Source organism: Sporosarcina sp. ZBG7A, assembly GCF_000813425.1.
In the GTDB taxonomy this organism is placed as follows: domain Bacteria; phylum Bacillota; class Bacilli; order Bacillales_A; family Planococcaceae; genus Sporosarcina.
Window position 1 is genome coordinate 36,723 of sequence record NZ_JWIB01000007.1, and the last position, 20,797, is coordinate 57,519.

Consider the following 20,797-nt stretch of genomic DNA (forward strand, 5'->3'; position numbering starts at 1 on the left):
CATCATATCAGAATCAATCCAAATAGAAAAGAAACCACTAGGCACAATGCCCAGCGGTTTCCATTAATGGACTAATTCTTGTTCTTCTTCCATTACTCTAACGAATTGTCCTTCATTGTAAGGATATCCTGCCTTTAATAATTTCACACGAACAATTTTACCGACCATTGCTTCGTTAGCAGGGAACACCACTTTTAAGTAATTGTCCGTATAGCCTACATACAGATCACTTTCCGGATCTTCTTTGAACTTCTCTTCTGGGATGACTTCAAGAACGTCCCCTTCAAACTCGGCTGCATACTGCTTTGCAAGCTGATCATTCAGTTCGATCAGACGATGAACGCGATCATTTTTCACGTCTTCATCCACTTGGTCTTCCATGCGGGCTGCAGGTGTCCCTGTACGTTTTGAGTATGGGAATACATGCAATTCCGAGAATCGATGATCACGGATGAAATTATATGTCTCCATAAACTCTTCTTCCGTTTCACCTGGGAATCCTACAATCACATCTGATGTGATCGCTAGATGAGGCAATGCCTCACGAAGACGATCCAGACGCTCTGCAAAGAACTCCATCGTATATTTACGTCGCATTCTCTTTAGAACGGTATTAGAACCAGATTGGATTGGTATGTGCAAATGGCGAACGATAATTGACGAGTTATTTAAAACCTCAATCACTTCATCCGTCAGCTGACTTGCCTCAATCGAACTAATACGAAGTCTTTTGATTCCTTTGACTTTTGTTTCGAGATCGATAAGCAACTTAGCGAGATTATAGTCTTTCAAATCCTCACCATAGCCACCTGTATGGATACCTGTTAATACGATTTCCAAATATCCAGCATCGACTAACTGCTGGGCTTGGCGAACAACTTCTTCAGGATCACGTGAACGCATAAGACCACGAGCCCATGGAATAATACAGAATGTGCAGAAGTTGTTACACCCTTCTTGGATTTTCAACGATGCACGTGTACGGTCAGTGAAAGCAGGTACATCCAGTTCTTCGTAGACCCTATTTTTCATGATGTTACGGACAGCATTGATTGGTTGACGTTCTTCACGATATTCTTCGATTAACCCAAGCAATTTTGTACGATCTTGCGTACCGACTACGATATCCACGCCAGGGATCGCCATAATTTCTGCAGGTGAAGTTTGTGCATAACAACCTGTTACACAAATGACTGCATCTGGATTTTGACGAACTGCGCGCCGAATGACTTGTCGACTTTTTTTGTCTCCTGTATTGGTAACTGTACATGTATTAATGACATAAACGTCAGAGTTTTTTTCAAAGTCAGTCCGTTCATAGCCAGCATCTTTAAAAAGCTGCCAGATTGCTTCAGTTTCATAGTGATTCACTTTACAGCCCAATGTATGGAAGGCAACCAATGACATCAGCTGCTCACCTCTTTCATTCAAATTCGTAAGACATGGCGGATAATACGTATAATGGCGCAGTTTCTGTGCGGAGAATACGTGGCCCAAGCGATATAGGTAAGAACCCAGCAACCCTTAATATTTCTGCTTCGGATCTTGAGAGACCACCTTCAGGACCAAATAATACCAGTATTGTTTGTCCATGATACACCTTCTCGAGACGGACCGCAATTCTTTTTGAAGTTCCTTCTTTTGCTTCTTCTTCATCCGCAAATAGACAAACATCGAAAGATTTTGCTTGCTTCAATATCTCTTTAAAAGTGAGAGGCTCCGAAATCTCTGGAATGACGGTTCTATGAGATTGTTCAGCGGCTTCCTTGGCAATTTTACGAAGCCTTGCTGTTTTTTTGTCTCCCTTTTTTTCGTCCCATTTTACAATAGATCGTTCTGCTTGAAAAGGGATGATTCCTGTCATTCCTAGTTCAGTTCCTTTTTGGGCGATCAACTCCAACTTATCCCCTTTAGGTAAGCCACACGCTAGTGTAACTTGCACAGGAAGTTCACTCATAGAAGAAGTATTACCTGTATCCTGTACAGTTACACCATCTTCATCAAACCGAAGAATTGTTGCAATGTGGCCAACGCCTTCTGAAACACAACAGATTTCTTCACCTTCGCGCATACGCATCACACGAGTAATATGCTTTTCGTCTTCACCAGTTATCATTGCAATGCCGTCTTCTTTAAACGGCTGATCAAGAAAATAGCGTTGCACGTTATTCCCCCCGTTTGCGGGCAACCAATGCGACCCAATCTTCCATTACAACAGATTCAACGATTTCGAATCCTTTTTGAATGAGATCTTCTTTTACAAAGTCTTTTTTAGCCCCTATGATACCAGATACGATGAACAACCCGTTATCCGCTAATAGCTGAAATGCGTCTTGCGAGAATGTAACAATCACTTCAGCCAAAATATTGGCGACGATTAAATCTGCTGGCTCTTTGACAGAATCCAAAAGGTTGCCGTGCACGACTTCAACTTTTTCGTCACAATTATTTAACGCAATGTTTTCTTTTGCTGACCGAACTGCAACTTCATCCAAATCCAAAGCGAGTACTCGTTTAGCATTCAACAAGGTTGCACCAATTGCGAGAACACCCGAGCCTGTTCCTACATCGATAACATAGTCTTCAGGCTTCACATACTTTTCAAGTGCTTGTAAACACATGACCGTAGTCGGATGAGTACCTGTGCCGAATGCCATTCCTGGATCCAACTCAATAATTAGCTCATCAGATTCCACCGGTACATATGTTTCCCAAGTTGGAACAATGGTGAAACGTCCTGAAATCTTCACCGGATGATAATACTTTTTCCAAGCAGTCGCCCAGTCTTCTTCATCCACTTCCGTAGTTGTTATGGCTTTCTTACCTGTATCCAAATTGAATTGCTTCAGTTTATCAATCGATTCGCTAATTTCCTGCACCGTTTCTTTTAAGAAACTGCTTGCTGGTAAATAGGCTTTCACTAAAACGCCTTCAGAGGGAAAGTCTTGTGGATCCAAGTCATATATTTCGCCGAAACGATCTTCATGAGTACGTTCCGGTTCTCCTGAATCTTCAATGACTACACCACTTGCTCCTGCCTCATGAAGTATGTTGGCAACTGCCTCAGTTGCCTCATTTGTCGTGTGAATCGCTATTTCAGACCATTTCACCTACGCTCAGTCCCTTCAATCACCTTTAATCGATCGTTTGATTTTATCAAACAGTGAACTTGAATATTCTCCCGGAGCATCCCCATCGATTGAAGCGAATTCCCGAAGCAGTTCTCTTTGTTTTTCCGTCATTTTCTTAGGTGTCAGCAATTTCACAATTACATGCTGGTCACCGATTCCATGTCCATGAACATTTTGAATCCCTTTTCCACGTAACCGGAATGTAGTTCCTGGTTGTGTACCAGCCGGGATTTTCAAATTCACAGACCCATGAATAGTCGGCACTTCTATCTCATCACCAAGAGCAGCTTGTGGGAATGTAAGCGCAACTTCCAAAATGATATCATCCGCTTCACGAATGAACTTCTCATGTGGTCGCACCCGGAACACGATATACAAGTCCCCTGATGGCCCACCATTTACTCCCGCTTCACCTTGACCCGCCACGCGTAGTTGTTGCCCATCGTCAACACCTGCAGGAATGGTAATCTTGATTTTTTTACGTTTTTTGATTCTGCCGCTACCATGACAAGTTTCACACTTCTCAGGAATGATCTTACCTGTACCTTGACAGACGTTACATACTTTTCGATTCACCATTTGACCAAGCGGCGTGTTTTGCGTAACTGAAATTTGACCAGTACCGCCACAATTTGTACATGTTTTCGCAGATGTCCCTTTTTTGGCACCACTTCCATCACATGTATTACAGACTTCTTCACGAGGTATTTCAATTTCCGTTTCTTTACCGAAAGCAGCCTCCATGAAGTCGACGGTCATTGTATATTGAAGATCGTCTCCTTTACGTGGTGCATTCGGGTCGCGGCGACGTCCTCCGCCACCACCGAAGAACGAACTGAAAATGTCATCAAATCCAAATCCATCTCCACCGCCACCAAAGCCGCTGAATCCGCCTCCGCCAAAACCTTGGCTCGGATCTGCATGCCCATACTGGTCATAAGAAGCGCGCTTATTTTCATCACTAAGGACTTCAAAAGCCTCTGTAACTTCTTTGAACTTATCTTCCGCCCCTTCTTCTTTGTTCAAATCCGGGTGGAACTTTTTGGAAAGTTTACGATAAGCTTTCCGTATTTCTTCTTTAGTAGCCGTTTTCGGCACTCCAAGTATTTCATAATAATCCCGTTTGCTCATTCATCTACACTCCCGAAACTCATTTAGCGTTGTGTGCATTGTAACACTTTTTGAGTAAGTTTGGTAACAAACGAAAAAGCCAAAGCCGGAATATCGGACTTTGACTTTTCCGTCAATCAGTTATTGATTTAGTTTTTCTTGTCATCTTCTACTTCAGAGAAATCAGCGTCAACGACACCGTCATCTGAATCCGTTGTATTTTCGCCTTGAGCGTTAGCTTCAGCTTGGGCTTGCTCATACATTTTCATAGTCATTTGTTGAACAACCGCTTCAAGAGCATCTTTCTTTTCTTTCATCTCTTCAAGGTTATTTGCTTCAATTGCAGCTTTCAAAGCATCTTTCGCTTCTTCAACGCTCTTCACTTCTTCTTCAGACACTTTGCCTTCCAAGTCTTTCAACGTCTTTTCAGACATGAATACGAGTTGGTCTGCTTCGTTACGAAGATCTGCTTCTTCTTTTTGCTTCTTATCATCTTCAGCGTGAGCTTCAGCGTCTTTTACCATGCGATCGATTTCATCATCAGAAAGACCTGAGCTTGACTGAATTGTGATATTTTGCTCTTTTTGAGTTCCCATATCTTTCGCTTTAACTGTAACAATACCGTTTTTGTCGATATCGAACGTCACTTCGATTTGCGGAACGCCACGTGGAGCTGGTGGGATATCCGTCAATTGGAAACGACCAAGTGTTTTGTTGTCAGTTGCCATCGCACGCTCACCTTGAAGTACATGGATGTCTACAGCTGGCTGGTTATCAGCAGCAGTTGAGAACACTTGTGATTTACTTGTTGGAATCGTTGTATTACGGTCAATCAATTTCGTGAAGACGCTACCCATTGTCTCAATACCAAGAGATAGTGGAGTTACGTCAAGCAATACTACGTCTTTTACGTCCCCAGTTAGGATTGAACCTTGAACAGCCGCACCCATCGCTACTACTTCGTCCGGGTTAACGCCTTTGAATGGCTCTTTTCCAGTTTCTTTCTTGATCGCTTCTTGTACTGCTGGGATTCGAGTAGAACCACCAACCAAGATTACGCGATCTAGATCTGAAGGTGAAAGATCCGCATCTTTAATAGCTTGACGAGTTGGAATCATAGAACGTTCCACTAGTGATGCAGTTAGTTCGTCAAACTTAGTACGAGACATTGATACTTCCAAGTGAAGTGGTCCCGCTTCTCCTGCTGTGATGAAAGGAAGTGAAATTTGTGTGTTTGTAACACCTGACAAGTCTTTTTTCGCTTTTTCAGCAGCATCTTTCAAACGTTGCATTGCCATCTTGTCTTTAGAGAGGTCAATACCGTTATCTTTACGGAACTCCTGCACTAGATATTCGATGATGACATCGTCGAAGTCATCTCCACCTAATTTGTTATCTCCAGCAGTTGAACGTACTTGGAATACGCCGTCGCCAAGTTCAAGTATGGAAACGTCGAACGTACCGCCACCAAGGTCATAAACTAGGATTGTTTGGTCCTCATCTGTTTTATCCAAACCATATGCAAGTGCTGCTGCAGTTGGCTCGTTGATGATACGCTCGACTTCAAGTCCAGCAATTTTACCAGCGTCTTTTGTTGCTTGACGTTGTGCGTCGTTAAAGTAAGCAGGAACTGTAACAACTGCTTTCGTTACTTTTTCACCAAGATATTCTTCTGCATAGCCTTTCATGTATTGAAGGATCATTGCTGAAATCTCTTGTGGTGAATATTCTTTGTCTTCCACTTTTTCTTTGTAATCTGTTCCCATGTGGCGTTTAACAGACATGATTGTGTTCGGGTTTGTAATCGATTGACGTTTTGCAACTTCACCGATTTGACGTTCTCCATTTTTAAACGCAACAACTGAAGGTGTCGTACGGTTGCCTTCCGGATTTGGAATAACTTTTGCCTCTCCGCCTTCATATACTGCTACTACTGAGTTTGTTGTTCCTAAGTCAATACCGATAATTTTACTCATATCTAAATTCCTCCTAATTTTGGTTCATCAAAGTTTTTAGTAGAATAGTTATTCGTTCACTTTAACCATTGCAGGTCGGAGTACGCGATCTTTCAACGTATACCCTTTCTGCAACACTTCAAGCACCGATCCTGACGGAAAATTCTCATCGGAGTCTGTCATGACGGCTTGATGGTAATTCGGATCGAATTCAATACCAGCTGCTTCAATTTCAGTTAATCCTGATGATTTCAAGGCCTCTTCCAAACTACGGAATACCATTTCCATACCAGTAAGTAATGACTTGGCATCGTCACTTTCTGCTTTAACAGAAAGTCCACGTTCAAAGTTATCCAATACCGGTACAAGGTTTGTCAAAACCTCTTGTGAACGGTATTTTTGCAACGCTTCTTTGTCTAGCGTAGCTCTTCTACGAGCGTTATCCAAGTCCGCTAATACTCGTAAGCGTCTGTTCTCTTCTTCCTGCAACTTTGTCTTCAACTCTTCAATTTCAGCATCTTTTAGTTCTTCTGCTGTTAGAGTCTCTTGTTCTTCCACTTCAACTGTTTCATCTTCAACTGTATCAGCAGTCACTGCTTCGTCCTGTTGTACAGAAGTTTCAGTGTCCAACTCTTCAGATGTTTGGCCTTTTTCTGTCATGATTCGTTCCTCCTATCCGTTCTTCCCTCAATTGTGAGTCTCGCAAGTGCAGTAGAAAGATCATCACTTAAAATATCAAGCAATGTAATTACTCTGCCATAATCCATACGTTTCGGCCCAATGATTGCAATTGAGCCAGTCATATCCGTACCTACTGCATAGGCTGTCGTTATGACACTAAAATCATCTAATGTTTGCTCATTGTTTTCTGAACCAATCCGTACTTGGATGCCTGCGAGATCATTTTTGAACAATGTGAGCGGCATCCCATGCTCAATTGCTTCTAAGAACGTTTTTACTTTTTGAACATCATTAAATTCTGGTTGTTTCATCATGTTCATCTGACCGCTGTAAAATAGACGTTCCTCTGTTTTACCTGCCATGGCGTCTTGAATGGAAGTAAGAATTGTACCCGCATTTTTGACATGCCGTTCAAACAACAGTTTCGATTCCGTAGCTAGTTTACGCGGTATTTCAGACAGCGGAGTTCCAACGAGTCGCTCATTCAAGAGATTGACCATTTTCTCAATATCTGAAGGCGATAATCCGTCAGCTGCATCGAATACATGATTCTCCACTCTTCCGCTATTCGTTACCATAATGGCAACTGCTTTCGATCCTGATAAAGGAACTATTGAAAACCGTTTTACTTTATGAGCCGTTGTATCCGGCCCTAGTAAGACTGTTGTATAGTTCGTCAGTTCCGAAAGAATAGATGCTGAATTCCTGATGAGTACTTCCGCTTCCAGAACTTTTTCCTGAAAGACTGAACGTAATTGAAGGTTGTCCTCCATTTTTAGCTTTTGAGGTGTCAGCAAGTGGTCGACGTAAAATCGATATCCTTTTTCAGAAGGAACCCTTCCCGAAGACGTATGGGTTTTCTCAAGAAACCCCATATCTTCAAGATCCGCCATCTCATTTCGGATGGTTGCCGGACTAAAAGGAGCTTCCTCCTTTTTGGAAAGTTGCCGGGAGCCCACTGGCTGAGCGGATTCGATGAAGTCGTTAACCGTCAGTTGCAAGATAAGCAATTGCCTGTTTGTCAACATAATCATCACTCCTGTTAGCACTCCTTTTAAACGAGTGCTAATACTACTCATAATTTATCAAATGACAAAGATAGTGTCAAACATTTGAATCTTGTTTCATCCAAGAAATTGTTGAAAGGCTTCGTTTCCTTTAAAAATTCCGTTTCGCGTTAGGCGAATTCGATTCTCATGGAGTTCAAGCAAATCTTTTTGCATGAGATTCTGGATGACCGCACCGTACTTTTCATCCATTGTAATTCCGAATTTTTCAGCGAAGTGTTGGATAGAAACTCCTTCTGTTTTTCGAAGTCCGAGAAACATTTCTTCTTCCATGCTTTCTTGAAGAGTCACTGTATTCTCTTCTTTTCTTGGCAACTCCCCAGTTTCCACATGTTCCATATACCGTTTTAGAGGTGCGATGTTTGCATAACGAACACCATTAAGATAACCATGAGCTCCTGCCCCGATTCCAGCGTATTCATCGTTTTCCCAATAGATCATGTTGTGAATAGACTCACTGCCAGGAATTGCAAAGTTACTGATTTCATACTGTGATCTTCCTGCGCGCTCCATCCTATCGATAAGTTCTGCAAACATAACCGTCTCTTCATCTTCCCCTGGTAACGGAAGTCGTCCTTTATTCATCAAGTTATAAAATACCGTCTTCGGTTCAACGATAAGCGAGTACCCCGAGTAATGTGGTAACTCAAGCGCAAGTGCTTGGTCTAGCGTATCTTTCCATTGAGCTTGTGTTTGCCCTGGCAACGCATAAATCATATCAATGCTGATGTTTTCAAAACCAGCGCGTCTGGCGTTGTTGACAACGTCAATTGCTTGCTTTGGACTGTGAGAACGACCGATTTTTTTCAATAGGTCCGCATCAAATGATTGAACTCCTAAACTTAGCCGTTTCACTTGACCATTTTTTAACACGCTCAGTTTATCTATTGTTAACTCATCAGGATTCGCTTCTGTTGAAAACTCCGTTAAAGCTTTGACATTTATATAGCTATGAACAATTTCAAGTAATCGTTCTAACTGTTTTGCTGTTAGTGCTGTTGGAGTTCCTCCTCCGAAAAAAACAGTTTCAACTTTTGTGAAATCGGCCCCGCTTTGTTTTAACAACGACAATTCTTTGTCTATCGTCTCAATGTATTCGTCCACTGGTTGGTTTTCAAAAAATACTTTGTTGAAATCACAATAGTGGCAGATTTGGTGGCAGAATGGGATGTGGATGTAAATACCTCTCATTAGTTGCTTTCCCTCCTGTAAACGCCAAACAGAGGGCTATATGCCCTCTGCTCATGCAGCTTATTCCAATTACTCTTCGTCCATACGTAGTACTGCCATGAAAGCTTCTTGTGGCACTTCTACTGATCCTACTTGTTTCATCTTCTTCTTACCTTCTTTTTGCTTTTCAAGAAGTTTTCTCTTTCGTGAAATATCTCCACCATAACATTTCGCAAGTACATTTTTACCCATTGACTTAATCGTCGAACGTGCAATGATTTTCTGTCCGATTGCAGCTTGTACTGGAACTTCGAATTGCTGACGTGGGATCAGGGATCTCAACTTCTCAACAATCGCTTTCCCACGGTCGTATGCGAAATCACGGTGAACGATAAAGCTAAGCGCATCGACAGTCTCGCCATTCAACAAGATGTCCATCTTATTAAGTTTGGATTTCTTATAACCGATTAATTCATAATCGAGGGATGCATACCCTTTAGTTCCCGATTTTAGCTGGTCAAAGAAATCATAAACAATTTCCGCTAATGGTAGTTCATACATAATGTTGACACGGGAAGAATCCATATAGTCCATCGTAAGGAAATTGCCTCGTTTTTTCTGACAAAGTTCCATAACTGCACCTACATAATCATTCGGTACCATTATCGATGCTTTAACATAAGGCTCTTCCACGTATTCCGTTTTTTGTGCATCTGGCATCATTGAAGGATTGTCAACTTTCATTTCACTACCGTCTGTCATGACGACATTGTAAATTACGCTTGGTGCCGTGGTGATTAAGTCGATATTGAATTCTCTCTCAATTCGCTCTTGAATGATCTCCATATGGAGAAGTCCTAAGAAGCCACAACGATATCCGAACCCGAGAGCTTGAGAAGTTTCCGCCTCGTATTCCAAAGCCGAGTCGTTAAGCTCAAGCTTCTCGAGCGCTTCTCTTAAATCATTGTATTTGGAAGTGTCTATCGGATATAAGCCACAGAACACCATCGGATTCATCTTACGGTACCCTTCTAATGCTATATCTGCAGGGTTTTCAGCAAGTGTTATTGTATCTCCCACTCGTGTATCCCCTACTGTTTTAATAGCAGCTGACAAATAACCAACATCTCCAACTGTCAATTCATCCCGTGGTGAGATCTTTGGAGTGAAAACACCAAGATCGACAACTTCGAATTCTTTTCCAGTTGCCATCATACGAATTGTATCTCCTGGTTTAACGGAGCCTTCCATTATCCGAATGTTAACAATGACACCTTTGTACTGATCGTAATGGGAGTCGAATATCAATGCTTTCAGTGGGGCACTTGGATCTCCCGTTGGAGCTGGAACTTTTTCAACGATTTGTTCCAGGATTTCTTCAATCCCGATTCCTGCTTTTGCTGATGCCAAGACTGCTTCTGATGCATCGATGCCGATTACATTTTCGATTTCGTCTTTCACACGCTCTGGATCCGCTGCTGGAAGGTCGATTTTATTTACTACTGGTAAAATCTCAAGATCATTATCTAACGCTAAGTAAACGTTTGCTAAGGTTTGTGCTTCAATCCCCTGTGCTGCATCCACTACGAGTATCGCACCTTCGCACGCCGCAAGACTTCGAGACACCTCGTACGTGAAATCGACATGCCCAGGAGTGTCGATTAAATGGAACGTGTACTCTTCCCCATTCTTCGCAGTATAAGAAATCTGAACTGCATTCAATTTAATCGTAATTCCACGTTCCCTTTCGAGATCCATCGAATCCAACGTTTGTGATTTCATTTCACGAGCAGTAATGGTTTCAGTTTTTTCAAGTATTCGGTCTGCGAGTGTGGATTTCCCGTGATCGATATGAGCAATAATTGAAAAGTTACGTATATTTTTCTGTCGATCTAATTTCTGTTGATGATTCATCATAATTCTCACTCCTAATTCGGCTAGTATGAATTATAGCAGAAACCGAGCAGGGGTGTTACACATTTCCTTTTCACTATAGATTAAATGCGTAATTCCTTTAAAACTAAAAAAGAGAAGCAGTATCTGCTTCTCCTTTCTTGAAACACTGCTTCCGTTAAATTACTATCTATTACTTCCTATCATTCTTCGCCAAATATTGAAGCGGCCGCTTCCGCAATTACAGCAACCGTTCGATTTAGTTCTTCTTCATTATTCCCGATTCCTCCTAGTTCCACTAAAACAAATCCTGGATGAAGATCCTGATTGTACTTGCCATCCACTCCCGGACCACCTTTTACAATAATATTACGCGTAATGCCGGGTACTCGAGTTTCCATTTCTTTATTCAATCGCTTAGCCACTTCATAATTTTTGGTATAATTCTTATGTTCTTTTCCGATGACAAATGCTACTTTTGCATACCTCTCCCCATCTACAGTAACCGTTGTTTTGTCCGCAGCCAACGAGTCCCGATGGATATCCAATACAATGTCATAGTTTTTATCTGCAAGTGTTTGTTGCAAATATGGCCGAATCGTTTTGTATGAACGGTGGTAAGGAATGCTCTTTTTCGCCATTACTTTTTGAATATCCACTGGTAGCAAATCAGCTTCCACACCGTATGCAGCAAACTGCAATTGAAGTTTCTCTCCCATTTTCGTGATATTCTCTGTTTTGTGAGAGACGGCAACTTTTCCATTTGCAGCGAGTGTGATCGGCTCATATGCTTCTTCAGAATGCGTAAAATGGATTAAGACCTTCTTGTCGCTTGATGGTTTAGGTGCTTCCAGTACATTGGATGCGTAAACAATGTATGCTTTTTGTTTTAGCATCACTGAGGAACTGTCCGATTGTTTTGCGGGAAGCAATTGGAGCAAGATTGGAAATAGAAATAAGATTAATACAGCAAGAGTCCAGATTTTTAGTGTCTTTTTCAACAGTCATCCCCCCGTCTCAGCTACTATATGCAGGGGGATGCCTATCAAGAACTCTGTTTTACACTACGTATCCAAGATTCAAGGGAACTCGACAGTGCCAAAGAATAATGTTGCACCCAGCTATCAATTTCTTTAGGGGAGATGAACGTCTTCAACTGATGATTCGATAGGACTTCTTCGAATAATTGCACGCGCTCTTCGTGCGGCCAAGATGCCCAATCACCAAATACAGGAATCAAACTTTTTCGGTCTGCACTTTTGGTATCAGAATGTAGCCATGGTGTGACAGAAAGCCTTGAAGATGGTTTGCTTTCTTCCTCAATTTTAGCAGCCATATATCCGAATAATGTATCAATTGCATCTGCAATTAGCACAGGTCCATCTACTACGGTTGGTATTCCGATTGCAACAACTGGAATTCCCAACGATTCCTGAGACACTTCTTTACGACTATTGCCAACTCCAGAGCCTGGGTGAATCCCGGTATCGGTAAGTTGGATTGTCCTACACAACCTTGAACTATCACGTGCAGCAAGTGCATCAACGACTATGAGTAAATCCGGATTCACAACGTCGACAACCGCTTTAATGAAGTCGGCTGTCTCTAACCCCGTTTGAATTGTAACTCCGGGTGAATACACATATACATCTGCTCCTTCATCTTTATAGTAATCCGGAACAACTGTATTGAGCCGCTCCATAGTGAGCGGACCGACTGCATCAGGTGTCACATCCTTGTTTCCAAGCCCGATAAACAAAATCTTACTATCTTCCTTGAGATTTAAAGGCTCAGTCAACTTTTTTAGTTGCTGGGTCATTGATTTTGCCAATTTCGTTAATCCTACGTTATCATCCGCATGTAACAGTGGGTCTGTTAACGTAATGTATGTTCCTTTTTTCTTCCCAATTCGTTTTTCACCTTCTTCATCCACAACAACGGTCGTTAGAATGGTTCTTCCCTTTTTTTCTTCGTTGAACAGTATACCAGCTGATTCATCAAGCTTTTCTTTTTCCTCGGAAGTTTGGTGTCTCACCATTTCTTCACTCTCAACGACTAGATCCGTCCTGTAAAAGTCGTAGTTTTCCATGACCATCACCTCTATTACAAGTGTGTACGCGATGGTTACTTTTTATGCTTTGTCGTTTTTTTGACAGGAGATTCTCCCTGTCTGCGTTTTGTTGTTGCATAAATGGTGTGAATTTGATAAAATTATTTTTGTTATAAAGAGATATCCGAGAGATCGTGGAAACACTCTTCTTACCTGATTTCTGGAGGTGAATGAAATGCCAAACATTAAAGGTGCAATCAAACGCGTTAAGCAAAGCAACGCGACTAATGAACAAAACTCACGCACAAAGTCTGCAATGCGTTCTGCTTTGCGTAAAGCTGATGTTGCAATTGACAACAAAGCTGACAATGCAGAGGAATTGAAGCGCGCTGCTATTAAATCATTGGACACTGCTGCCGGTAAAGGCCTTATCCATAAAAACACAGCTGCACGTCAAAAAGCACGTCTTACAAAAAAAGCTTTGTAATTTTTAAAGCTGTCCGTCATTGACGGACAGCTTTTTTTGTTATAACTTTTCCATGAAAAAGAGTTCGAGGACTCTTTCACGGTTACCAGATGTGGATTTCAATTTCAAATCGATAGATGCCAGCTTATCCAACACCCGCAACAACCTTTGTTCTGAAGGACTGTTTCGATTATTCATCACTAGTTTCACACGATATGGATGTACGTTAAGAGTGCTGGCTATTTGTTGTTGATGGTACCCTTTTCTTTTAAGCGTTCCTACATGTAGCATCAGCCGAACTTGCCCAGCGATTAACGAGGTCATCGCAATCGGTTCTTCTCCACTCCTCAACAAATCATGGTATACCGCTAATGTTTGAGCACGATTTCCAGAAATATACGTGTCCGTTAACCTGAAAATCTCTGTTTCAGGGGACCTTGGTACCAAGCTATCGATAACTTCTTTTGTTACCTTCCCTGATTCCTCTAAAAATGCTGCGATTTTTTCCAGCTCCTTAGAGAGCTGCATCATATTTTCCCCCGTTGTTTCAACCAGGTAGTCGGCTACTTCCCGGTCCATACTAATCCCAAACGAAGTCGCATTTTGTTGTACCCAAACCGTAAGGTCACTTCCAGTCAACTTATTCGCTTCAATGATAACAGCTTTTGACGTCATCATTTTTGTGATTTTTTTCCGAGTGTCCAACTTCTCGTAAGGCGCGGTAAAAATAACTGTCGCTGTTGGAGAGGGATTTTCGAGCCACGCCTCAAGCTGGTCGATGGGGTGCTCGATCTTTTCTTTACCTCGCTCCTTAGCCTTTAAGAATGACGCATTTTTAGCGACAATCACTTTTCGATCTTGTAAAAAAGGGAGGGTATCCGCCTCTTCAATTACTCGATCGACTGATGTTTCCTCCAGATCGAAGTACATGACATCTTGCTGCTCTATACCAGGTGTCCCAGTAATGATTTTAGACAATGTTTGCTGTAACAAATACAACTCTGTTCCTGTTAGTAAGTAAATTGGTTGTTCAGGGTTTTTTCCAATTTCTTTCCACGCTGCTGATACCATATTCAATCACCTCATTCACTACCTCTAAGTATACATGACAGATGATGTGTATGGAGAATTTGTGACAAATTGAAACGCAATTGCCATATCTCTGTTTTACTATGGATTTTTAAGTCCCATTGTTCTATACTTGAAGTTGAATCAGGAGGTGTAGCAATGAACGAATTCGAAAAGGACGTCCAGTCCAAACGTAATGATCTTCTTGACTCAGGTGTTGGCTTCATTGTATCTTTCGTAGGTTTCTCTTTAATTTGGGTAATTGCTACGATTGTCGAAGTCGCTGCGCGCTGATCAGACAATAGTTAAACTAGGGAAAGACTCCAGAACTTGGAGTCTTTCTTTTTTTATCTCGTAATAGAGGGTTTCAATATTTCTCCGTCAATCTGCAAGGTGACCGTTCCATGTTCTGCTGTTGAAAACACCTTCACTTTTTGTGCTAAGAGACGTTCAATAACTTCGTCATGAGGATGCCCATACCGATTATTACGGCCAACCGAAACCACTGCGATATCCGGCTGTAGGAAGTCCAAGAGCGCTTGCGTTGTCGATGTTTTGCTTCCATGGTGGCCAACTTTCAAAATGAGAGGGGAAAGTTCTGTTTGTCCGTATTTCTTAATGATTTTCCGTTCTCCCTCCATTTCCAAATCACCCGTGAACAATAAGTACCCGTATTCATTTTTCATCAGCAATACAAGTGAACTGTCATTATGTGAGTACTTTTCATCGAATGGAGATAAGTACGTAAATTCTGTTCGACCAGTCTTCCACCCTTCCCCCGCTTGCATGCTTATGATACGAGCATTTCGACGCTTTGCTTCTGTTAAAACCGGGATCATATTCTCTTCTGTCAAACTTCCAACAGGAGCATGCACTTCCTTAACCTTTAGTTCTTGTAGTACTTCATCTGCACCTTCCATATGATCGTCATGCGCGTGGGAAATGACCAACTTGTCAATCGCACTAATCCCTCTCCCTTTTAAATACGGAACGACAATTTGCCTACCTACATCAAACTGATTATCTGGGGTTTTCCATGTCGGTGGACCAATGGAAACCGTTCCACCTGTATCAATGACGTATACACCTTTTCTATAACCAAGTTCAATGACTATGCTATCCCCTTGACCAACATCCAAAAAAGAAACATACGTAGTCGGATCTATATACGGTTTGACTTGGAAGAGTAGCGCTGGAATGAGGACAATTACAAGTCCTAGTATTCTTCTGTTCCATCGTTCGATCACTATAAAGGCACATGCAATACTAACAACCATTATTACTAGCCATACAGCTCCCGGCTTACCTGCAGTCCACACTTGCCAAGGTAAACCCGCCAACCAACTGGTAACGGTTGAGATGGAATTACGAAAAGGTTCGTATATGAAAAACAGTGGTGCAACAGCTGTTTTGGAAAATAATGAAACGATGAGTAGAACAATGTTACTCGGAAGAATTACTATTGAGTATAAAGGAACGTAGAGTAAATTCACGAGAAAGGATGAAAGTGATAACTCATAGAAATGAAACAATAAAATCGGTGCTAGCGCGACTTGTGTTATCGCGGTCACACTAGCAGAGATCATAAGAACCGATTGTTGTTTCTGGAGATACTGAGCGGAATACAGCAACGAGAAGGCAGCCATATAAGATAGCTGAAATCCTGGTTGAAACAAAACGTATGGCTTTAAGAATATGAAACCTAATGCACTCAACGCTAACGCATCGTCCATTTTCAATTTCAACTTTCCGGATGCTGATAATAGCAACAGCATCGTAACAGTTACTGCACGCCATACAGAGGGTGCACCACCTGCCAATAGTGCATAGCAAGGCAACAGGAACAGTAGTAGTGTATCAGTCGTCTCGATCCTCAGGCGCATCCGTTTAGCGACTAAGCGGAGCATGACCGTTAACAAACCAACATGCAGTCCTGAGATTGCGAACAAATGGGTGATACCCAGGGTTCTATATTCGGAGGATAGTTCCGTATCCATGCCACTCCTATCACCAATCAATAATGCTTCGGCTTCGGTTTGCAAGGAAACGGGAAACGTATTTTTTATATGAGTTTTTACTGCATTACGCCTCTCTGTTAACCGAGTCGATGGTCGATTTACCTTTCCATGTACAGTCATTTGCGTTGCACGAAATAGATAGATGGCACCATTCATACGTAGATAAGAAGCCATGTCAAATGAAAACTCATGGGCTGGTGGTTCTGGTAGTTCAAGCGTACCTTGCACAGAAATTGCTCTACCTGCTAAAGGGGTTTCCAGTAAGCTATTTTTTTCTTCTTCACTTCCAATGGTGTACGAGACATAATAAGGAACGCCCTCTGAATCTTTCGCGAATCCTTTTACTTTACCCCCATCAATTTTGACGGTTTCACTCCATTGCATAGAGCGTATTATTGTCTCCTTAGTCTGTATAGGAGTGTGTGTAGATAGATAATCTATGAAGTAACAATAGGAAAGTGAACTAACTGCTAACAGAATAATTAAATTGGGGATGTCTTTTTTACTTGTCAGTATGAGGGGAAGTAGAAGAAGGTTAAGCCATAACAATTCAGTAATACCGTATGCAGCCATGGCTGATACGGCTACTGAGATTGTCCAGTACATTAAGCGGGTTCTAGGAACTATTTTCCAAATAGTTCTTGTGCACGTTCCGAAAAGCTTTTCAGGTCGTTTTCAGGAACATTGGCGTTTTGCATCGTGTGCAACATATCGTTAAACAATTTCTCTTTAGATGCTTTCTCAAAATCCAAGGCATGTCCATCAAATGGAATATGTTCTACATCAATCCCTGCATGTTTAAACAATTCAATTGCATAATCATTATTGCGATAATCTTGGCCGTAGTAGACTTTAGAAATACCAGCTTGAATAATAGCCTTTGAACATTGCAAACAAGGGAAGTGTGTCACATACAACGCAGAACCCGCAGCCGGAATTCCATACTTGCCACATTGCAACAAGGCGTTCATTTCCGCGTGAATCGTACGAATGCAATGATTGTCAACGACGTAGCACCCTTTGTCAATGCAATGATCTCCACCAGAAACTGATCCGTTATAACCACCAGCGATGATTCGATTATCTCGGACAATGACCGCTCCTACAGCTAGCCGAGTACACGTACTTCGAACAGCAAGCAAGCTACATTGCGCCATAAAAAATTGTTCCCATGTAATTCTTTCCATATGGTTGCCTCCAAACTTTTACCAAATTCCACACTATATATTATTTTACAGTTATTGAATCAGACAGCGCGTCAAAGGTCTTTTGCCCAATACCAGAAATGTTTTTTAAATCTTCGATTGTTTGAAAAACACCTTGTTCAGTTCGGTATTTCACAATTGCAGTTGCTTTGGCAGGACCGATTCCTGTCAGTGTCATCAATTCGGTTTCATCTGCAGTATTAATATTAACCGATGCAGAACCCGACTCGTCTATTTCGTCCGAAACGCTAGTCGGATTTTCAAAAACCGGAAGTTCTTCACCTGTAAGAGGAACGTAAATTACCGCTTCATCCGTTAAGCGCTGCGCATGATTTAAAAGTCGACTGTCCGCGTCAGAGGTGTATCCACCTGCAGCTGTAATGGCATCTATTAGCCGCTGTCCTTCTTGTAACGTGTAAACGTTAGGGTGAACAACCGCACCCTTCACATCCACGATAATTAGTTCAGGTGGCTGAGGTGTAGAATCAGCAACCAATTCAATCTTCTCATTTCCAGGAGTTACTTCATGTGGAGTTTCCGAAGTTACTTCTAGTGAATCGTACAAACTTTCATCAGGAAGATGCTTGTCATCTCCTTGTCCTCGGGGAAAGAACAAAAAAACTGAGATGACTGCCGCTATTGCAAGAGGAGTGGTGACTTTCCGCCATTTCCCAAAGATTAGTTCAGAAAACAGATTCGGTCATCCTTTCTAAAAGTTGTTAGCTTATGGAGACCTCTTTACTATAACGTATCCGTTCATGAAGCGGTACTGTTATTTACGGACTTGAAAAAATATTCTCTCACTTTCTAATTCAGGTGCTTCATCTGACCAATCCGCGAAAATCCGTTCTACAGAGAAACCTGTTTCCTCAAGTAATTCAACGTATTTCATAATTGGAAAAGTCCGCTGATAATGGACTTCGTCAAAACGAGTATATCGACCATCTTCTTCACGCACAAAAAATGCAAGTTCAGATTGGACAGAATGAGGTTCTTCCCCTTCTTCAGTCTCCCATATGTACGAAATATTATTGCTAACATACGTAAAAGGGCTCTCCATGAATAGCTCATCAGTTTTAAACGTTGAATGCACATCAAACAGCAATAATCCACCTGGAAGAAGCGCATCGTGGATGCCTTTAAACGTTTGTTTCACTTCAAGTTCGTCTTCTAAATAATTCAATGAATCAATCGGAATTACCGCCGCATCATATTGACCCGGTACATTCAAATGCTGCATTGCTTGTTGTGAAAATTCCATAGATGGAAAACGCTCATTCGCGCGAGATTCAGCAACAGCAAGCATTTCTTCCGATAGATCAATTCCCGTGACGTCCGCTCCTTTTTCAGCAAGTAGAACGGAAAGAATCCCGGTGCCGCAAGCGACATCCAGGATCTTTTTACCTGATAACCCATGTAGCGCAGTATTGACTAAGTCCACGTATGCTGGATATGGAATATCTAACATCAGCTCATCATATACAGACGCAAATTGAGCATACATCATTGAACGGAGTCTTCTCCAATTTCAATCATTGGTGCATCGCCCCAGAGTCTTTCCAAGTTATAGAAACCACGCTCATCCTTATGGAAAATATGAGCGACAACGTCTCCTAGGTCAACTAGAACCCATCGACCTGAATCCATACCTTCGATACGTTTCACCTCATAGTTTTCTTCAGAAGCTTTGTCAGCAATTTCGCGAGCAATCGCTTGAACTTGACGTTCGGAATTTGCATGACAGATTACAAACTGATCTGCTATCAAAGATACGCCTTCCATATTGAGGACGACAATGTCTTCTGCACGTTTATCGTCTGCTGCTTTAAATGTTACTTCTAATAATGTTGGCATTGTTTCACTTCCCTTTCACTTCACAAAATAATTGTAGCACTCAATGGAGTCCGGGTATACTGGTACCTGTTTTCCAATTAAGTGTGTAACGCTGTGGATAATGCATGTACGCATCGCCTGTTGTAACGGACCTTCTGCACTTAGCCGTAATTCCTCTACACTAGGATAGTTTCTTCCAGGCTCGATCATGTCTGCAATATATATAATCATTTCTAATTTTGACATCGCAGCTCTGCCGGTCGTATGAAAACGAATCGCATTTAGTATGTCTTCATCGTGAACTTTGAATTCCTTATAGGCAATGATAGCACCTGCTGGAGCATGCCAAAGTTCTTTATGAAATTCAAATAGCAATGGGTCTACGTCCTGTGCGAGTAAAAGCTCTCGCATTTCTTCTGCATCCATAAACTTTGCAATATCATGAAACAGTGCAGCTGTTTCTGCCGCCTCGATTGACTCGCCATGCATTTGGGCGAGGGATTTAGCTGTTTCCGTGACACGCAGCACGTGCTGAAAACGCTGATGGGGCATCCTTTGCTGCAATTCTTGAATGAGGTTACCAGGCTCCATATAAGCCCTCCTGACGAATGTAGCGATCCACAGATTTTGGTATGAGATACGCAGTTGTTTTATGCTGTGCATACTTAGCCCTAAGAAGAGTCGAGGACAGATCGATCATAGGTGTATCAATAAATTGAATCGGATAATCGGTAAGACTCATAGAACCCGGTCTCCTGACACCAACAAAGTGAACCATCTTGACCAAGTCGTCAATCTTGTACCACGTATGCAAAGAATCGACCATATCTCCACCGATAATAAAATAAAACACCGTCTCAGGTTCTTTTGCGAGCAATCTCTGCATCGTATTGAACGTATAAGAAACGCCACCAAAATGCACTTCCTCATCGCAAGTGTGGAGATAGTCATTTCCAGTCACCGCTAACTCCGTCATTTCAAGACGTTGAATCGGTGTCGCAGTATCGGAAAGCTGCTTATGTGGAGGGATTGCTGTCGGCATCAGTCTCACCTCATCTAACTCGAGGGCTTCACAAACTTCATTGGCCATTATGAGATGTCCGATATGAGGTGGGTTAAAAGTACCACCAAGAATACCGATTTTCCGCAT

At 41.9% G+C, this 20,797-nt stretch carries 21 protein-coding genes; 2 read left to right on the forward strand and 19 right to left on the reverse strand.

Annotated features, from left to right (window positions below):
• Nucleotides 1-63: 63 nt before the first annotated feature.
• The 11 genes from mtaB to gpr all read right to left on the reverse strand — a co-directional run bounded on the left by mtaB (nt 64) and on the right by gpr (nt 13,096).
• Complete coding sequence (mtaB, locus tag RL70_RS01640; RefSeq protein ID WP_039041702.1) at nt 64-1,407, reverse strand: tRNA (N(6)-L-threonylcarbamoyladenosine(37)-C(2))-methylthiotransferase MtaB; 1,344 nt, start codon at nt 1,405-1,407, stop codon at nt 64-66.
• A 16-nt stretch (nt 1,408-1,423) separates the two neighbouring features.
• Nucleotides 1,424-2,164, reverse strand: a complete 741-nt coding sequence (locus RL70_RS01645) for a 16S rRNA (uracil(1498)-N(3))-methyltransferase (protein ID WP_039041703.1) — start codon at nt 2,162-2,164, stop codon at nt 1,424-1,426.
• A gap of 1 nt (nt 2,165) precedes the next feature.
• Nucleotides 2,166-3,110, reverse strand: coding sequence for a 50S ribosomal protein L11 methyltransferase (gene prmA / locus RL70_RS01650; protein ID WP_039041704.1), 945 nt, complete (start codon nt 3,108-3,110; stop codon nt 2,166-2,168).
• Between the two features lie 15 nt (nt 3,111-3,125).
• On the reverse strand, nt 3,126-4,262 hold the full coding sequence (gene dnaJ / locus RL70_RS01655; RefSeq protein WP_039041705.1) for a molecular chaperone DnaJ: 1,137 nt from the start codon (nt 4,260-4,262) through the stop codon (nt 3,126-3,128).
• Nucleotides 4,263-4,390: 128 nt separating this feature from the next.
• Entirely contained in the window at nt 4,391-6,217 is a 1,827-nt protein-coding gene (gene dnaK, locus RL70_RS01660; RefSeq protein ID WP_039041706.1) for a molecular chaperone DnaK, read from the reverse strand.
• 48 nt (nt 6,218-6,265) lie between these two features.
• Nucleotides 6,266-6,856: a nucleotide exchange factor GrpE gene (gene grpE, locus RL70_RS01665; RefSeq protein ID WP_039041707.1), complete on the reverse strand. Its 591-nt coding sequence runs from the start codon at nt 6,854-6,856 to the stop codon at nt 6,266-6,268.
• Nucleotides 6,853-7,905 (reverse strand): heat-inducible transcriptional repressor HrcA, encoded by a 1,053-nt coding sequence (hrcA, locus tag RL70_RS01670; RefSeq protein ID WP_039041708.1) that lies wholly within the window; start codon nt 7,903-7,905, stop codon nt 6,853-6,855. The genes grpE and hrcA overlap by 4 nt, the downstream gene beginning before the upstream one ends.
• 96 nt (nt 7,906-8,001) lie before the next feature.
• Entirely contained in the window at nt 8,002-9,135 is a 1,134-nt protein-coding gene (gene hemW, locus RL70_RS01675; RefSeq protein WP_039041709.1) for a radical SAM family heme chaperone HemW, read from the reverse strand.
• A gap of 69 nt (nt 9,136-9,204) precedes the next feature.
• Nucleotides 9,205-11,028 carry a translation elongation factor 4 gene (gene lepA / locus RL70_RS01680; protein WP_039041825.1) on the reverse strand — a complete coding sequence of 608 codons (1,824 nt, stop codon included), beginning with the start codon at nt 11,026-11,028 and terminating at the stop codon, nt 9,205-9,207.
• Nucleotides 11,029-11,210: 182 nt separating this feature from the next.
• Nucleotides 11,211-12,008: a stage II sporulation protein P gene (spoIIP, locus tag RL70_RS01685; protein WP_052245726.1), complete on the reverse strand. Its 798-nt coding sequence runs from the start codon at nt 12,006-12,008 to the stop codon at nt 11,211-11,213.
• 44 nt (nt 12,009-12,052) lie between these two features.
• Nucleotides 12,053-13,096, reverse strand: a complete 1,044-nt coding sequence (gene gpr, locus RL70_RS01690; RefSeq protein WP_039041711.1) for a GPR endopeptidase — start codon at nt 13,094-13,096, stop codon at nt 12,053-12,055.
• Nucleotides 13,097-13,292: 196 nt separating this feature from the next.
• Here gpr and rpsT point away from each other — a divergent pair, with 196 nt between their 5' ends.
• Nucleotides 13,293-13,544: a 30S ribosomal protein S20 gene (rpsT, locus tag RL70_RS01695; RefSeq protein ID WP_039041712.1), complete on the forward strand. Its 252-nt coding sequence runs from the start codon at nt 13,293-13,295 to the stop codon at nt 13,542-13,544.
• 39 nt (nt 13,545-13,583) lie between these two features.
• On the opposite strand, the gene holA is transcribed toward rpsT, so the two are convergent.
• The gene (gene holA / locus RL70_RS01700; RefSeq protein ID WP_039041713.1) at nt 13,584-14,594 is read right to left on the reverse strand and encodes a DNA polymerase III subunit delta; all 1,011 of its coding nucleotides are present in this window, start codon (nt 14,592-14,594) and stop codon (nt 13,584-13,586) included.
• Between the two features lie 156 nt (nt 14,595-14,750).
• On the opposite strand from holA, the gene RL70_RS17440 reads away from it, so the two are divergent.
• Nucleotides 14,751-14,885 (forward strand): YqzM family protein, encoded by a 135-nt coding sequence (locus RL70_RS17440; protein ID WP_025784809.1) that lies wholly within the window; start codon nt 14,751-14,753, stop codon nt 14,883-14,885.
• A 53-nt stretch (nt 14,886-14,938) separates the two neighbouring features.
• Here the strand turns inward: RL70_RS17440 and RL70_RS01710 are convergent, their stop codons facing one another.
• The 7 genes from RL70_RS01710 to RL70_RS01740 form a co-directional block, all read right to left on the reverse strand.
• Nucleotides 14,939-16,993: a DNA internalization-related competence protein ComEC/Rec2 gene (locus tag RL70_RS01710; protein WP_197054065.1), complete on the reverse strand. Its 2,055-nt coding sequence runs from the start codon at nt 16,991-16,993 to the stop codon at nt 14,939-14,941.
• 239 nt (nt 16,994-17,232) lie between these two features.
• Nucleotides 17,233-17,796, reverse strand: coding sequence for a ComE operon protein 2 (locus RL70_RS01715; RefSeq protein ID WP_039041714.1), 564 nt, complete (start codon nt 17,794-17,796; stop codon nt 17,233-17,235).
• Nucleotides 17,797-17,836: 40 nt separating this feature from the next.
• Nucleotides 17,837-18,430 carry a helix-hairpin-helix domain-containing protein gene (locus RL70_RS01720; protein WP_231567214.1) on the reverse strand — a complete coding sequence of 198 codons (594 nt, stop codon included), beginning with the start codon at nt 18,428-18,430 and terminating at the stop codon, nt 17,837-17,839.
• Between the two features lie 156 nt (nt 18,431-18,586).
• Complete coding sequence (locus tag RL70_RS01725; RefSeq protein WP_039041716.1) at nt 18,587-19,321, reverse strand: class I SAM-dependent methyltransferase; 735 nt, start codon at nt 19,319-19,321, stop codon at nt 18,587-18,589.
• Nucleotides 19,318-19,668 carry a ribosome silencing factor gene (rsfS, locus tag RL70_RS01730; RefSeq protein ID WP_039041717.1) on the reverse strand — a complete coding sequence of 117 codons (351 nt, stop codon included), beginning with the start codon at nt 19,666-19,668 and terminating at the stop codon, nt 19,318-19,320. The genes RL70_RS01725 and rsfS overlap by 4 nt, the downstream gene beginning before the upstream one ends.
• A 15-nt stretch (nt 19,669-19,683) precedes the next feature.
• Nucleotides 19,684-20,238, reverse strand: a complete 555-nt coding sequence (yqeK, locus tag RL70_RS01735) for a bis(5'-nucleosyl)-tetraphosphatase (symmetrical) YqeK (RefSeq protein WP_039041718.1) — start codon at nt 20,236-20,238, stop codon at nt 19,684-19,686.
• A complete protein-coding gene (locus RL70_RS01740; protein ID WP_039041719.1) occupies nt 20,225-20,797 on the reverse strand; it encodes a nicotinate-nucleotide adenylyltransferase in 573 nt (190 codons plus the stop codon). The genes yqeK and RL70_RS01740 overlap by 14 nt, the downstream gene beginning before the upstream one ends.